Raw genomic sequence first — 15,493 nt, 5'->3', positions numbered from 1 at the left:
AAAATGAAGCCATTTATCACTATTGACGGCCGAAAAATCGGCCCAAATTTCCCACCATATATCATCGCAGAGCTATCCGCTAATCACAACGGTGATATTAATCGTGCATTCCAAATCATGGAAGAAGCCAAAAAGGCAGGCGCCGATGCGATAAAGCTGCAAACCTATACACATGAAACCATAACAATAGATTGTGATTCAGAGGAGTTTCAGATTCACGGGGGGCTTTGGGATGGGCAGACCTTATATGAGCTATATAAAGGTGCGCACATGCCTTGGGAGTGGCATCAACCACTGTTTGAAAAGGCAAGAGAGCTGGGTATTACAGTATTTAGTTCTCCATTCGACTTTAAGGCAGTTGATTTACTTGAAGAGTTAGATTCTCCTGCATACAAAATCGCATCTTTTGAAGTTATTGACTTACCACTAATAAAGCGTGTAGCTCAAACGGGTAAACCGATGATAATCTCTACTGGCATGGCTAATGAAGTCGAAATTGCAGAAGCCATTGAGACGGCTAGAAATAACGGTTGCCAAGAGTTGGTAGTTTTACATTGTGTTAGTGGTTATCCAGCCCCCGCAGAGCAATATAATTTAAGAACAATTGCTGATATTGCAAAGCGTTTTAATGTGCTTTCAGGTCTCTCTGACCATACGATAGATAACGCTACGGCAGTGACGTCTATTGCTCTGGGTGCTTGCTTAATAGAAAAGCATGTTACGATGGATAGAAATGGTGGTGGCGCTGATGATAGTTTTTCACTTGAGCCATTAGAATTAAGAGCCCTTTGCCAAGACACCGAGACTGCATGGCGGGCGTTAGGCAACGTAAACTACGAAAGAACTGAAGCTGAAAAGGGTAATGTGAAGTTTCGTCGTTCTCTATACATAGTGAAAACGGTTGAAAAAGGTGAAATTCTGACAGAAGAAAATGTCAGAAGTATACGACCGGGGTATGGTTTGGCACCAAAATATTACGAGCAAGTTTTAGGTCGTCGTGCTTTAAAAGCTTTACCTAAGGGTACAGCTTTGAAGTGGGAGGATTTATCTGATTTCTAAAGCAAAAATTAATAGGTATGAAACATGAATAACCCGAAAATACTTGAATGTACTCTACGTGACGGCAGCTACGAAATTGATTTCCAGTTTTCAAAAAAGAATGCAGATGATATTGCACTAGCCCTTGATGAGGCTGGATTTGAGCTTATAGAAGTAGGTCACGGTGTTGGATTAGGGGCAACAGAGAAAAAGATAGGTGTTGCGTTAGAGTCTGATGAAGTTTACATGAAATCCGCTGCCGAATCAGTCACGAATGGTAAATGGGGCATGTTTGCTATTCCAGGTATCGCTACCTTAGAGCACTTGGAAATGGCAAAAAACTACGATATGGATTTTATTCGTATTGGTTCCACTATTGAGGATTTTCCCAAGAGTGAAGCATTTGTTTCATCTGCTAAATCCCAAGGTATGATGACTTGCGCTAACTTTATGAAGTCTTACGCAGCTAAACCAGAAGATCTAGCCCAAGCTTCAAAACTGGCATTTGAGATGGGCGTGGATGCGGTGTACGTCGTAGATTCTGCAGGAGGCATGTTACCGAATGAAGTTAAGCTATATGTTGAAGCCATTTTGGCAGAGAAATCGGATGCTGTGATCGGTTTTCATGGCCACAATAACTTAGGTTTGGGTATTGGCAATGCCCTAGCAGCAATAGAAGCTGGCGCTTCTATTATTGATACGTCCTTACAAGGATTTGGTCGAAGTGCTGGTAATACGACAACTGAACAAATGTTGGGCTGTTTGGCTCGTATGGGTCTTGAAGGCAATATCGATCCTATCAAAGTTATGGACATTGGCGAGGAACTAATCAAACCAATGATAGAAAAGCGTGGCCTTACCTCCATAGATACGGTATCTGGTATGGCTCTATTCCACTCAAGTTACATGCCTGTGATCCATGAAATGTCTACCAAGTATCGTGTTGACCCTCGTCAACTTATTTCTGCAGTGTGTTCAGAAGATATTGTCAATGCAGAATCTGAGCTTGTAGAACATCATGCCAAAGCTATTGCTGAAGCCCACAGTAAAAAAGGAGCATGGAAACCGAGCTACAAAAATTACTTTGTGAATGAACAAGCTGAGTTATGATCGATAAAATATTGAGGGGCGATGGGGAAACCATCGCCATTGAATACAATGAAACGCAAATCACTTACCGTGAGTTAGAAGAGCAAGTTTTTCTTTCATGCCAAAAGTTAGATGACATCGGAGTAGGTCGAGGTTCAAGAGTTTGTTTGAAAGCAATTGAACCTGTGGACTACTTCGTGTTCCTCTTAGCGTGTTTTACAAAAGGGGCAGTTGTCTGCCCTTTATCCGATTCGTACTCAGACGAGTACGTTCATACTATTCTTGATATTTTCCAACCAGACGTAGTCGTTTTGTCTGAAGGGAAAGTGGAGCTCATTGAGCAACAAGAAAGGCATACACCTTGTTCGCTGCAAGCGATGGGATTGGTGACCTTTACCTCTGGTACTACGGGTGTGCCTAAAGGAGTGTGTCACAGTGTGGAGCGCCTTGTTAAATGTGCGGAAGTCTTTAATAAGCATAATAACTTAAGTTCTAACACAAAAATGATGCACGTTATGCCTCGTTTTTATATGGCAGGAATATTGAACACATTTTTGTCTCCCCTTGTTGCGGGCGGAACAGTTGTTCTAGGTAATACTTTTTCTGCTCAGAATGCGCCTGTTTTGTTTAAAAAGTACTATGACTGTAAAGCAAATACGATTTGGTTGAGTCCATCGATGTTATTGTTGTCCTCCAAAATGGCTAGAGATCCTGAATCAGTTGCGTGGCTTTCTAAATCCAGTTCCAAGGTATTTGTCGGAACCGCTCCATTACCTAGAAACAGTAAAGACTTCTTTAAGGACAAATTTTCCTGTGAAGTGCTTGAAAGCTATGGTACTAGCGAACTATTGTTTATCTCTTGTGCTCAATATGGGGAGGGTCAGGAAGAAGGTGTAGGACGCTTACTTGATGGGGTTAAGATGACGTTTGCACCAGATGATGAAATTTTGATTGAATCACCATGGGCGATGTTAGGCTACTTGAACGCCAAAGGTAATGGAAGAGAGAGTGGAGATATTGGCAAACTGAACAATGAAAAGCTACTTATTACAGGACGCAAGAAAGATCTGATTATTAAAGGTGGTCAGAATATCAGTCCTAGATATATTGAAGAAGCCGCTCTTGAATATGAAGGTGTGGACGAATCTGCTGTTGTCGCTGGAACACATCCGTTCTGGGGCGAAGTACCTATCTTGTATGTGTTGCCAAATGACGCTTACTGTGAAAAATCGCTAAGAAACCTGTTAGGGCAGAAGCTTTCTTCGGATCAGCTTCCAGAAAAAATATATACAGTAAAATCATTTCCTAAAACCGTTACAGGTAAGATAGTTAAAAATAGCATCGTTCAAGAGTGCAAATAGATGATTGTTGGCTTTTCACATTTAATCTTCAACACCCCCAAGGTTGAAACAGTTATTAATGACCTTAAAAACCAAGGTTATCAAATTGATTTTTCTGAGTTGGGTTTGCCTAACCACACCAACAAGAAACCTTTGCTAAAGTTCTACAGTGAGAAACATGATATCCATCTACTTCGTCATGAAACTCATTATGATGTGGAGGTTCTTAACCATTACAGTGAGACTAGCGAAGTTCAGAATCGTTTGTTCAACGACAAAGATAAAGTTGTCTCAATCATTATCCCTACTGGAAAACAACCATCAGAAAGTGAGTTCTGGGCTAACCTCGGATTTAAAGTGAATGACGGTGGTGTATATCTAAAAAGGCCTGTACCTGCTTGGGACATTGAAATACAATTCACAGAATCTTCGGCCACTTTGGTCGAGCAAAAACTGGATTTAAATGGTTTCACGTCTATTGCTTTTATCACAAAGAACCTACAAGCGTGCAAGCAGTTGGTAATGGAGAGTGCATCTTGGATTTCTGACACATTTTCCTTGGAAGTAAACGGGAAATCTCTTTCAATCGCTTTGATGAAATCACCGACCGGGATCATTATCGAATTAGTTGAGGTATAGAATGAAAATTACGGATCTATCAATGGTGTTGGAAGAAGGAATGCAGACCTTTGCTGCCCACTGGCACCCTTTTTATGAGTCAACACAGTTGGGTCGACATGGTATAGAGAACCGAGAAACCAGAAAAATTATTTTGGGTACTCATACCGGCACGCATATTGATGCTCCTCGACATTTTATCGCTGAAGGCGAAACCATTGAAAATATTTCACTGGAGCAACTAAATGGTCCAGCTCGAATCGTTGATTTTTCTGCCCTACCTGATAAGCATGAAATTACTGAACAAGAGCTGCGGTTAGCGCTAGGTGACAAATGCCCTGAGCGTTTAGTTGGAAGATTTGACTGGGACCTGAAACTCAACTCTAACGAATATTACACAGATCATGCATTCTTTTCTGAAGAAGCCTGCCAATGGCTGGTTGATAATGGGTGTAAAGTCATTGCACTCGATACACCACAACCAGATAACCCACTCAATGGACGTGGAGCTGAAAAAGATGCTCCTAATCACAAAATCCTGCTCGGGGCTGGTGTCGTTATCGTTGAATATTTGGTCGACATTCGAAAGATAGAAAAAGAAGAGATTACTCTTATTGTCGCACCATTGAAGATAAAAGATGGTGATGGTGCTCCTGCTCGATGTTTTGCAATTGAGGAAATGTAATGACAATTCAGCAAAAACTCCTTTCATGGTTTGAGCAACAATCTGGTCAAACTGACATTGTTCAAGAAGCTAATTACTTTGAAACTGGTCTTATTGACTCTTTTGATGTGATCATGTTGATGGACTATTGTGAATCTGAATTTGGGGTTGTGTTTTCGGAAAGCCAGTTTGAAGACAGACGATTTTCAACCATTCTGGGCTTAGTTGAGATTATTAATGAACTAAAAGGTTAAATTTTGGGAAAGGGATACTCTCTAGAAGCACTGACGAAAGCTATTCGTGAAGTAGGAGTTACAGAAGGTGATATTCTCTTCTGCCATAGCAATGTCGGTTATTTAGGTCTACCGGAAGGTGCCAAGAGCAAAAATGATGCTCTAGCAATGATATATTCTAGTATTCGGAGTGTGATTGGTGATAGCGGGACTTTGGTTGTCCCAACCTTCACATACTCATTTGGTACTCAGGAACGTTTTAATGTCGAAACCTCAGTATCAAATTGCGGTATGTTCTCTGAATATATTAGGCAATTGCCTGACTCTTACCGTAGTAATGACCCTTCAGTTTCTGTTGCAGCAGTAGGTAGGCACGCCGATGCTTTAACGCAGGTTATCGACGATAATGCATACTCTGATAGCAGTGTATTTGCTCGATTAATAGAGCAAAAAGTAAGGGTTTTTAATATTAACTTTGATGCTGGCACAACACTACTTCATTTCTTTGAACGCAAATATGAAGTTCCCTACCGATTTGACAAAACGTTTAGCGGAGAGCTGTATTTGGACGGTGATTACCACCAAGCAACATCGACACTTTGGGTTAGAGATCTTGAGATCGCTGGGTCGGAAGCTAATTTTGAGCGCTTTAATGAGTATGTGTCAGAGAAAGGAAGTTATGTTCGTAGCATCGTAGGTCGAGGCAATGTTGGGAGTATCACGATAGAAGATGTAGAAACTGCTTTCAAGGAACTACTAGCCCAAGACACTTGGTTTTTAACGAACAAAGGTAATTGAATGAAAACTTACGGCGATGAAATGCATGAGTTGGGGAAAAGACTATTTCCGATATGTCGTAGTTTAACTGGTAACGGAGTGCGTGAGACGTTCGATATCTTAAAAGAGCACTTACCAGACTTGGTGGTTCACTCTGTTCCTTCCGGATATCAAGCTTTTGATTGGCAGGTGCCTCAAGAGTGGAATATTAAAGATGCTTACGTTCTAAATGAAGCTGGTGAGAGAGTTATTGATTTTAAAAAGTCGAATCTTCATGTTGTTGGATACTCCGAGCCAGTGAATGAAAAGATGACACTTGAAACCCTGTGCGAACGTATCCACACACTTCCTGAGCAGCCTAATGCTATCCCATATATTACTTCTTATTACTCGAAGTATTGGGGTTTTTGCATGGCCGAAAAGGCAAAAAAGGCTTTAGTACCTGGTGAGTATCATGCAGTTATAGAGTCAGCACATTTCGATGGTGAACTGAACTACGGTGAAATTATCATTCCTGGTGAAAGTGAAAAAGAGGTCCTTATTTCTACCTACATTTGTCATCCTTCAATGGCGAATAATGAGTTATCAGGGCCTTTAGTCACTACGTATTTGGTGAAATGGCTCAAAGGCCTAAAAAATAGAAAGTACACATATCGTATCGTGTTTGTACCAGAGACAATTGGTTCAATTGTTTATATAAGCAAAAACTTAGAGCATCTAAAGAAGCATGTTGTCGCTGGTTTTAATATTAGTTGTGTAGGTGATGATAGAGCTTACTCATTTTTACCATCTCGGGCAGGGAATACGATTTCGGACAAAGCTGCACAGTATGTACTGAAAAATATTGACCCTGACTTTAAAACTTACAAGTGGTTAGATCGTGGTAGTGATGAGAGGCAATATTGTTCACCAGGTGTTGACTTGCCTATAGCGTCGATAATGCGCACTAAGTATGGCGAGTACCCTGAATACCACACTTCCTTAGATGACTTTACGCTAGTGACACCGGACGGATTACAAGGTGGCTATGATGCGATTAAACAGTCAATTGAAGTGATTGAAAGGGATTGTAGGCCCAAAATTACGGTTCTATGTGAACCGCAACTTGGTAAACGCGGGCTCTATCCTAATTTAAGTACTAAAGAGTCAGGTATGAAGGTACGAATGATGCTCAATCTTCTGTCTTACTGTGATGGTGAGCATACCTTGTTGGACATAGCTCAATTAATCGACGAATCGTTTGATGATTTATATGCAACGCTTCAGCCAATGATTGAAGCAGATTTAATAGTACTTCAATAATTTTAAGTTGCTAGTTAGCTTTATAGCCTAGATAAGAATACTCAAATTTAGGCTATATAGTTTTGTAAGATGAGAAACTGTAAAATAATATAGTGAGTTTAAATCTACTGATTGAGTTTTTTACTGAGAGATATTTATGATTATAGGCAAAAGAATAAAGTTAGAAGAATTAAACGCTGATATGGTTTCAGATACCTACGTCGCTTGGTTGAATGATCCTAAGGTGAACAAATATCTAGAGTCAAGGTATGTATCGCATACAATGGAGACGTGTAAAGACTTCGTGCAATCAGTGCAAGATGACGAAAACTCGGTGATGTTCGCAATATTTGAGCTGGAAAGCGGTACGCATATTGGTAATGTTAAGTTGGCAGAAATCAACCGTAGGTATAAGCGAGCAGAAATCGGCATTTTGATTGGTGACCAGAATGTTTGGGGTAGAGGCTATGCCCGAGAAGCTATTCAATTGTTGGAAGAATATGCAAAAAGCCAACTGTCGCTAAGAAGGATTACTGCTGGCTGCTACGATTGTAATGAACGCTCAGTAAGTCTATTTGAAAGTATGGGTTACAAACGAGAAGGGGTCTTCGTTGAGCACTTTATATTTGAAGGTCGCTATGTGGATAGCATAAGAATGGGCAAGCTAATTTAGGTTATTAAAAATGCAAAAAGATATCTTTCTTTCATCAGAAGCAGACCAATGGTTTAAAAGAAATATAGAATCACTCAAAGATAAGCTTGCAATAGACGATTATCTGTATCAAAACATTAAAAAGCTTGATGCAAAAGGTAAAGTGCTAGAAGTTGGTGCTTCAATAGGATATCGATTGGGTTGGCTTAAAAGTGATGGCTATCAAGTGGTCGGAATAGAGCCGAGTAAAGAAGCAGTAAACTACGGTATAGCGAACTCTGATTTAACTGAGTTGGAGCTATTGGTTGGTGATGCTAGTACTTTTCTAGATAAGTGTGTAAGCAAGTTTGACATGATCATTTTTGGTCATTCTTTATATTTGATGGATCCCGAAGACTTGCCAAATATAGTGGCTAATACAATGCGATTACTTAATGAAGATGGATATATCGTTATATTTGATTTTGATTCGGATCCTCAAAAAAACCCGTATCATCACAGAGAAAACCTATACTCCTATAAAATGGAGTTTGATACATTGTTTACGTGGAACCCTTGCTTCAAGTTGATAAGTAAAAAAATCATGCAACATGATGGTAGTACTTCGGTTGGAAATAAACATGAAGACTGTGCACTTTCAATTATAAAAAGAGTTGACTTAAAACACGCTTATCCGACATTAGCTTAGCACCAATGTTATTGAAAAATAAAATATTTTTACTAGCACTAAAAGGATTTGGTCTAACAGTAAAAATGATATTTATACTTACTATAGCAAAATTGCTGTCTGTTCAAGATGTAGCGGCTTATGGTGAGTTTATGTCTTATCTAAATATTATGCTAGTAATATTTGGATTTGAAATTTATGCTTATTCTCAAAGAAGAATAGCAACAAAAGATGATAAAATGTTTGAGATATTTAGCCATCTTAAAACTCAGGCTATAATCTCCATTCCACTCTTTGTCCTATTAGCCATACTTTATTTTATAGATTATATTTCAGTTTATTCATTCTACATGCTGATAGTACTGCTTTTCTTTGAACTTATTGCTCAAGAACTTGCTAGGTATTTAATCGCTTTAGATAGGCATGTGCAAGCTGCCATTGCTTCATTCATTCGAAATGGTGGTTGGAGCTTGATTGTTGTTATTTTGTTTATTAGTAACACAGAGTATAGAAACATCGACACGCTGTTTGGAGTATATGTGGTGATGTCGCTAATATCAGGATTGTACTCTTTTGTTAATATTAAAAAGTACTTTTCAAAAAATAAAACTAGCACGGAAGATGGCGATTTTAAAAACTGGTTTAAAGAATCTACTAGAAATTCAATTATTTATTTCATTTCTGGTATAGGCGCTAGTTTGTTATTTTTTATTGATAGATATACTTTATCTAAGCATGGCACTGATATCAGCTTAGCTACACATACTATTTTTATTGTAATATCGACATCGGTTACTTCACTATTACTATCGACGGTCTATTCATATAACCTACCTGACTTTATTCGTTCAGTTGGAAGTAAAGATTGTAATGTCATAGCCAAAAAAACTAGGAATATTTTATTAGAGCTTATAGTAGTTCTTGTTATCGTTAATGTGTCTGCCGTAATAATATTACCCTATTTGTTTGAATATATCGGCAAAGAGGAGTATTTATCTTCGATGGACTATTTCTTTGTTCTTCTTTTGGTGGCAAATATTAATTCATTATCTTATCTGCCACATTACTATATGTATGCGTCAGGTATGGATAAAAAATTATGTGCAGTGTCAGTGACAAGTGTAATAGTATTAATTCTCGCTATTTATATATTATCTCTTTCTAATTTAGAAATCATTTATACTGTTGGCTATAGTTTACTAATAACGTTTTCTTATCTGTTTTTAATAAAGTCAATAATATCATTTAGACATTTTAGGGTAGAAAAATGAAAAAGAACCTAATGCTTTATGCCTTTGATTCCGAATTGTGGAATGAAGTATCTCGAGAGCTTTCTAATAATTATAATATAAACAACGTAAAACAATTAGATCTGAAGCTGCTAGGGGCTTTTCATTTGGACAAAGAAAACCATATCGCTCCTAGCAGAGTGAATCTTAACCAAGACGATCTAATAATGTACAACCAGCTCGTTGCACGAAGAGGAACCTACTACAATTCGTTCCCAATGGTAAGAGACGAGTTTTATTACTTTATTAAGCTATCTGAAGAAATGCTCTCAAAGTCAGGTGTGGATTGCCTAGTGTTCCAAAACTTACCTCATGAAGGTTTCGACTACATCTTATATAGAGTAGCGCAAGAACTTGAGATTAAGACTGTTATTTGTCACCAATCAATATTTTCTAATCGATTTTATATCTTCGATACTATCGATGATTATGGTTATTTTAAAACGTCAGTTAAAAGTGACTATCCTCCAGTTGATTTGGAAAAGTATTTTGAGGAAGGCTTATGCTATATGAAGGGAATAGCTGGATTTTCGCCATTACCAGAGCTTATCTACTACAAATTTAGAGACCTAATTGATAGAGTTTCATTTAAAAAATTAAGGAAAAAAGGTTATTTTCGTCACCGAGCACTAAAGCTTATTGAAGGTATCGACAACTATGTATATAAAAAAAGAAAAGCAGAGTTTTTTTCAGCCAATCTTCAAAATCTTGTTAATGATAAAGTGAAGTATGTATACTTTCCCTTGCACCAGCAGCCGGAACTAACGACGTCAATTTTGGGTAAGGAATACGAAGATCAAGTGCTAGCTATAGAGCATTTGGCGAAATTACTTCCAGATGAAGTCAAAATAGTTGTTAAAGATAATCCTCGACAGGATAACAGATATCGTTCTTCTAGTTTCTTTAATCGTCTAATGAGTATTAAAAATGTCATACTGATTCACTCTTCAACGCCTTCTCATAAGTTGCTAGAGCATTCAATTTGTAGTGCGACGATATCGGGTACTATTGCATGGGAATCCGCAGTAGAGAATAAGTATTGTATCGTTTTCGGACATACTTGGTACATGGGTTTAGATAACGTATTAGAGTTGTCAGATCTTAAAGATAAATCAACTGACGATATTTATAACCTTATCTCTAGCGAAGTTAAATTTGAGCATACAGCGTGTAATAAAATATTCTCAAAAATGCCTGTCGGTATTGTTGATGACTTCTATTTACGTGGCGTCGATGGTTTTTCTTACCAAAGTAATGCGAAGTTAGTTGCCGCTGCTATAGAGTGCAATATTTAATGTATAGCCTTCGAGAAAACCACAGGTTAGATGGAGAATCAATAATTAATAACATGCTATTTGTTATTATTTGCTTTTTTCTGATTGCCTTAACTCATCAAGTATTCTTTGTCGATTTTAAAACTTTTGACTTTACGATACTTATGATTGTTTATTTATTCCCTATTATTGCTTTGTATCTATTTAAAGTAGGTAGCAAGCCACTTTACTTCCCCGATGTTAGGTTTGTACTTTTAGTTTTCCTAATATCCATGATAGGTAAGATGGCAAGCCGAGTAGGTTATGCTCAGCTGTTTTTTGACTACTCATCTGTCTATGATATTCGGAACAATGCAGCCGGGGGAGGTTGGTTTTCTTATCTGGCTATATTCTTTTACCCAAGCTGTATTATAATCTTTTACCTCAATAGAATATACAAGTTTCATCATTTGATCTATTTTGCTATTTTTGGATTTTTGATTTTTGATGCACTTTTTCTTGCAATGCGAATGACACCTACCTTTGTTCTGTTATTTTGGATCGTTTTTACTTTCGATGTGAAAAAAATGCTAAAAAGCAAGCTGTCTTGGTTTTTAATGATCATATTTGTATTGTTAATAGTTGTGATATTCAAAGAAACGACCGAAATGAAAGCATTTAATGCGGAAGGTTTTGATTGGAGTGTGCACTTACAAAGTACCATATCTACGCAAATCGTAGGAATTAGTGATTGGGTAATAGCTCTTGATGGCTTCGAGTATTTTAAAGGATATGTATTTTTGTCACATTATCTTTACCATTCTATAGGTGAGTTTTCGACTTATTTAGCAGCCGACATACTTAATATACTTGATCTTAATGGTCAAATATCTAAAAATGCAACATGTTCAGTGCTTGGTTGTACACTAGATGAAGATTTCTATCGTGCAGGTGTTTACAAAACTATATATTTCGACTTTATTTATGACTTCGGGGTTTTTTACGCTAGTTTTATATTAGGAACTATATTCTTATTTGTTTTTGCGTTAAGTTTATCTGTTAAATATTTTAGCGTAGATATTTTTGTTTTTTTAGTTATCATGATGCTGAGCCCGATAGGTAACTTTTTCTATGGTGGGCTAGGTATATTTCAGATACTCTGTATTTCTGTTATATCGCTAGGTTCGTTTTTGTTATCTAAGAATAAAAGTGGTGTTTGACGTGAAAGTTTTGTTTGTAGAGAACCGGTTTAAAACTGTGTTCTGGGCACGGTGTGCGAGTGAAATAAAAAAACTAGATAATAATGTTGAAATTAGATGGCTAGCTCAAAACCATTATTTTTCTCCGACTAGCGACTGTTTTAATATACCTTATCCAAAAAAAGTGGATTTAGAATATTGCGAAACTCCTTTTTTTTCAGATCTCGAAAAAAGAGATCGATCAGTTTATATTTATGGCGGGCGTGTTGACCATTATAAATATTATTACGATGTTATATATAGATACTTAGAAAACGAGAAACCGGATTTTGTAATCGGCGAAGTGACGTTATTTCACGAGCAAATGGTTGTGGAAGCGTGTAAAAAGCTCAATATTCAATTTTTGCACCCTTCCCCCACTCGTTATCCATTGGGCAAGTTTGCCCTGTTAGACTCTGACTCGCTCAATAGCTACGACGAAAAGGAGTTTGAAGTTAATGATGAAGATCTGGCGATCATTGACGGTATAGTTAATAAAAGTATTGTTCCTAGTTATATGAGTTTCTCCATAGGTTTTACTTCCGTTAGAGGTACAATATATAAACTCTACAATACATACACTTCATTGCGTTCGCGTTTAACAGGGGAATGTTACAATACGCCAAGCCCTGTTGTTAAATATAAGTTTCAAAAGATGCTAGCTAACAACAAGTCTCGTCTTGAAAGGTGCGCTCAAAGGGATCAAGTATCCCATGATGATCTTGTTAACGGCATCCTGTACCCACTCCAAATGCAACCTGAAGCAAATTTGGATGTATGGGGCTATCCTCACAATGATCAGCTTAAGAACTTAAAGAGACTAGTATCAGTATTGCAAGAAGGCGAAAAAGTTATTGTTAAGCCGAATCCGAGGTCAAAATATGAGCTTTCTGATGAGCTTTTAGATTATGTAGAAAGTTGCGATCGTGTTGTATGTCTCAGCCAAAAAACAAAAATGACAGATATTTTTGATTCTGTATGTAGAGTTTATTCTGTTACTGGAACCGTCGGAATAGAAACAATTTTGGCCCAAAAAGCATTGATTACTGAGAAAGAGTCTCTCTTCTATGGTTACCCAAATTCGCATTATGTGGAAGACAGTCAGATTTTGCCAGCTGAGGTCAAGTTTCCTCTTGAACGAATAATTACCCACTCTAGAGGTAACTCATACTTTGGTGAAATATCTGACCCTATTTACTCTAAAACATGTACCCTTGATACAAATGTTAAGCTTGTGGCTGGGCAATTATTGAAAAAGCTTAAAGAGTCCTAGTGTATGCATAAAATATTTTTCGCTATTATATCTCTTTTTGTGCCTAAAAGTAGAATTAAAAACCATTTATTTCGATTGATGGGGGCTAAAGTATCACCTTCAGCCAAGGTTGGTTTTAGTTTAATTCTTAATACAGATCTAGATTTAGAAGCTGGTGCCTCAATAGGCCACTTTAACTTAATCACTTCTAGAGGGAAATTAGAACTACAATCGAATGCTTCCCTTGGCCACTTCAACCAAATAACAGGTAATTTTTCCCTTAGGCTAAACGAAAGCGCGAGAATATCAAATTTTGTACTATTCCGCGGCCCTAGGCGAAGCGTTTTCAAACATAATAGCTCTTTGGTTCTTGGAGATAGCAGTATAATAACCAGCTCTCACTATTTTGATTTGTCGGAGTCAATTTACGTGGGAGATTTTTCTGTTATTGGAGGACGTGATAGTAAGTTTTGGACACATGGTTTTCTTCATGTCAATGAGGGAAAAACAAGATTCATCAAATTAGAAAGTATCCGGATAGGTAGCGGTGTTTATATTGGTTCTAACTGTACGATTAATCCTGGTTCAATAATAGAGAAAAACGTTAACGTTGTATCTGCTACTACGGTGAACGGCCGCTTGATTGATGGAGGAGTTTATGGTTCTAGTTCGATAAGAAAAATAATGCAAGTAGACGAAAGTGTTATCAATGACACATATGAATTGGATGAGAATCATTCATCTGGTCACCCGAGAATTATAAAGAGAAAGTAGTCAAATGAGCAAAATATTGCATGTTTATAAAACGTGTTACCCTGAAACTCAGGGTGGCATAGAGCAAGTTATTAAAAATCTTTCTAAAGGGTTGTTAGAGTTAGACCAAAACGTCCGAATCCTTGCATTGTCTGATGAAGACAAGGTTGTAAATTATCAGGGAGTAGAAGTTGTCTTTTTTAAAAGAACTTTTTCTATTAAGTCCAACTGCTTTTCTCTATCAATGTTGAAAAATATCAAGCCTCACTTTGATTGGGCTGATGTTATCAACTTTCATTATCCTTGGCCATCAGGAGACATGTTCATACCCCTAATTGACAAAGTTAAACCTATTGTAGTTACGTATCATTCAGATATTGTCAGACAGAAACTGTTAAGAATAGTTTATAGCCCGTTAGAGAAATACTTCCTAAAAAGGGCTGATGCAATTGTTCCGACTAGCCAGAATTATCTAAAATCAAGTACAACCTTAGCCTCTTATAAAGAAAAATGCTCTGTTGTGGCGCTTGGTGTGGACTTCGAAGAGTATACAGCTGTTGACACAGTGATCAGAGAGTCAATGGAGGAGAAAGTTGGTCGTGACTTCTTTTTGTTTGTTGGTGTACTCAGATACTATAAAGGGCTTCAGTATCTTGTGGAAGCGGCAAAGATATCCAATTGCCCAATCGTTATTGCCGGAAAAGGACCAGAAGAGAAACGACTTAAAGAGTACGTAAAGCAAAATCAGTTGAGTAACGTCCACTTTTTAGGTTTCGTTTCTGAAGCAGAAAAAAATGCCCTCCTTTCCTTGTGTAAGTGCTTCGTATTTCCATCTTTCATAAGGTCTGAAGCTTTCGGTGTGTCATTAGTTGAAGCCTTATATCACGGTAGGCCAATTATTTCATGTGACATATCAACAGGTACTTCATTTGTCAATGAACACAACTTAACAGGCTACGTGGTTGCACCTGCGGACTCTCAGGCATTAGCGACAGCAATGATTAATATGAATGAAGACAAACGATACCTTGAGTTTGTTGATAATGCGAGAACAAGGGCAGAATCTTTGTTTTCTTACCAAACAATGGCTGAAAGTTATCTAGACATATACAATAGTCTTCTTAGTGATGAAAGTTAAACATTATGAGCTAAGTACTAAATGCCGAAGTTGTTAATTACGGTGAAGCTGGATTTGCCGGTCGCAGTTTAGTTGAAAAGCTTGGTGTATTAATGAAAGTGGTGAAAAACTACACATATAGTGAATCGAAGTCCTATTGACTTCATAGGAGTGCTGACTTCTAACATTTGTGGAGTTATTAGAACTGTACTGGGAAAACGCTAATTTAGCC

At 37.6% G+C, this 15,493-nt stretch carries 16 protein-coding genes; all 16 read left to right on the top strand.

Going from position 1 to position 15,493, the window contains the following annotated elements; all coding sequences use genetic code 11:
* The first annotated feature begins 3 nt into the window (after positions 1-3).
* The 16 genes from pseI (at position 4) to VIC_RS25710 (ending at position 15,282) form a co-directional block, all read left to right on the top strand.
* Positions 4-1,059 (top strand): pseudaminic acid synthase, encoded by a 1,056-nt coding sequence (gene pseI / locus VIC_RS25785; protein WP_038513989.1) that lies wholly within the window; start codon positions 4-6, stop codon positions 1,057-1,059.
* Positions 1,060-1,083: 24 nt separating this feature from the next.
* Positions 1,084-2,148 (top strand): 4-hydroxy-2-oxovalerate aldolase, encoded by a 1,065-nt coding sequence (locus tag VIC_RS25780; protein WP_006963376.1) that lies wholly within the window; start codon positions 1,084-1,086, stop codon positions 2,146-2,148.
* Positions 2,145-3,488, top strand: coding sequence for a class I adenylate-forming enzyme family protein (locus tag VIC_RS25775; protein ID WP_006963375.1), 1,344 nt, complete (start codon positions 2,145-2,147; stop codon positions 3,486-3,488). The genes VIC_RS25780 and VIC_RS25775 overlap by 4 nt, the downstream gene beginning before the upstream one ends.
* The gene (locus VIC_RS25770; protein WP_006963374.1) at positions 3,489-4,106 is read left to right on the top strand and encodes a hypothetical protein; all 618 of its coding nucleotides are present in this window, start codon (positions 3,489-3,491) and stop codon (positions 4,104-4,106) included.
* Between the two features lies 1 nt (position 4,107).
* On the top strand, positions 4,108-4,770 hold the full coding sequence (locus VIC_RS25765) for a cyclase family protein (RefSeq protein WP_006963373.1): 663 nt from the start codon (positions 4,108-4,110) through the stop codon (positions 4,768-4,770).
* Complete coding sequence (locus tag VIC_RS25760) at positions 4,770-5,003, top strand: acyl carrier protein (protein ID WP_006963372.1); 234 nt, start codon at positions 4,770-4,772, stop codon at positions 5,001-5,003. The genes VIC_RS25765 and VIC_RS25760 overlap by 1 nt, the downstream gene beginning before the upstream one ends.
* 3 nt (positions 5,004-5,006) lie before the next feature.
* Complete coding sequence (locus VIC_RS25755) at positions 5,007-5,780, top strand: AAC(3) family N-acetyltransferase (RefSeq protein ID WP_006963371.1); 774 nt, start codon at positions 5,007-5,009, stop codon at positions 5,778-5,780.
* Positions 5,781-7,061, top strand: coding sequence for a DUF4910 domain-containing protein (locus VIC_RS25750; RefSeq protein WP_006963370.1), 1,281 nt, complete (start codon positions 5,781-5,783; stop codon positions 7,059-7,061).
* 136 nt (positions 7,062-7,197) lie between these two features.
* Complete coding sequence (locus tag VIC_RS25745; RefSeq protein ID WP_039952742.1) at positions 7,198-7,713, top strand: GNAT family N-acetyltransferase; 516 nt, start codon at positions 7,198-7,200, stop codon at positions 7,711-7,713.
* Positions 7,714-7,723: 10 nt separating this feature from the next.
* Positions 7,724-8,380: a class I SAM-dependent methyltransferase gene (locus tag VIC_RS25740; RefSeq protein ID WP_006963368.1), complete on the top strand. Its 657-nt coding sequence runs from the start codon at positions 7,724-7,726 to the stop codon at positions 8,378-8,380.
* Between the two features lie 11 nt (positions 8,381-8,391).
* Entirely contained in the window at positions 8,392-9,630 is a 1,239-nt protein-coding gene (locus VIC_RS25735; RefSeq protein ID WP_157622151.1) for a lipopolysaccharide biosynthesis protein, read from the top strand.
* Entirely contained in the window at positions 9,627-10,943 is a 1,317-nt protein-coding gene (locus VIC_RS25730) for a capsular polysaccharide export protein, LipB/KpsS family (protein WP_006963366.1), read from the top strand. The genes VIC_RS25735 and VIC_RS25730 overlap by 4 nt, the downstream gene beginning before the upstream one ends.
* A 143-nt stretch (positions 10,944-11,086) precedes the next feature.
* A complete protein-coding gene (locus VIC_RS25725; RefSeq protein ID WP_162048700.1) occupies positions 11,087-12,121 on the top strand; it encodes a hypothetical protein in 1,035 nt (344 codons plus the stop codon).
* Between the two features lies 1 nt (position 12,122).
* A complete protein-coding gene (locus VIC_RS25720) occupies positions 12,123-13,412 on the top strand; it encodes a hypothetical protein (RefSeq protein WP_006963364.1) in 1,290 nt (429 codons plus the stop codon).
* A 3-nt stretch (positions 13,413-13,415) separates the two neighbouring features.
* The gene (locus VIC_RS25715) at positions 13,416-14,165 is read left to right on the top strand and encodes an acyltransferase (RefSeq protein ID WP_006963363.1); all 750 of its coding nucleotides are present in this window, start codon (positions 13,416-13,418) and stop codon (positions 14,163-14,165) included.
* Positions 14,166-14,169: 4 nt separating this feature from the next.
* A complete protein-coding gene (locus tag VIC_RS25710) occupies positions 14,170-15,282 on the top strand; it encodes a glycosyltransferase (protein ID WP_006963362.1) in 1,113 nt (370 codons plus the stop codon).
* The last annotated feature ends 211 nt before the right edge of the window (positions 15,283-15,493 follow it).

Source organism: Vibrio coralliilyticus ATCC BAA-450, from assembly GCF_000176135.1.
GTDB classification, from domain to species: Bacteria; Pseudomonadota; Gammaproteobacteria; order Enterobacterales; family Vibrionaceae; genus Vibrio; species Vibrio coralliilyticus.
This window is presented reverse-complemented; position numbering and strand designations above follow the sequence as displayed.

Coding starts and splice junctions, on each gene's coding strand:
- VIC_RS25750 (WP_006963370.1), top strand. CDS start 5,781: ATGAAAACTTACGGCGATGAAATGCATGAGTTGGGGAAAAGACTATTT.
- VIC_RS25780 (WP_006963376.1), top strand. CDS start 1,084: ATGAATAACCCGAAAATACTTGAATGTACTCTACGTGACGGCAGCTAC.
- VIC_RS25725 (WP_162048700.1), top strand. CDS start 11,087: ATGATTGTTTATTTATTCCCTATTATTGCTTTGTATCTATTTAAAGTA.
- VIC_RS25730 (WP_006963366.1), top strand. CDS start 9,627: ATGAAAAAGAACCTAATGCTTTATGCCTTTGATTCCGAATTGTGGAAT.
- VIC_RS25770 (WP_006963374.1), top strand. CDS start 3,489: ATGATTGTTGGCTTTTCACATTTAATCTTCAACACCCCCAAGGTTGAA.
- pseI (WP_038513989.1), top strand. CDS start 4: ATGAAGCCATTTATCACTATTGACGGCCGAAAAATCGGCCCAAATTTC.
- VIC_RS25760 (WP_006963372.1), top strand. CDS start 4,770: ATGACAATTCAGCAAAAACTCCTTTCATGGTTTGAGCAACAATCTGGT.
- VIC_RS25715 (WP_006963363.1), top strand. CDS start 13,416: ATGCATAAAATATTTTTCGCTATTATATCTCTTTTTGTGCCTAAAAGT.
- VIC_RS25740 (WP_006963368.1), top strand. CDS start 7,724: ATGCAAAAAGATATCTTTCTTTCATCAGAAGCAGACCAATGGTTTAAA.
- VIC_RS25710 (WP_006963362.1), top strand. CDS start 14,170: ATGAGCAAAATATTGCATGTTTATAAAACGTGTTACCCTGAAACTCAG.
- VIC_RS25765 (WP_006963373.1), top strand. CDS start 4,108: ATGAAAATTACGGATCTATCAATGGTGTTGGAAGAAGGAATGCAGACC.
- VIC_RS25775 (WP_006963375.1), top strand. CDS start 2,145: ATGATCGATAAAATATTGAGGGGCGATGGGGAAACCATCGCCATTGAA.
- VIC_RS25745 (WP_039952742.1), top strand. CDS start 7,198: ATGATTATAGGCAAAAGAATAAAGTTAGAAGAATTAAACGCTGATATG.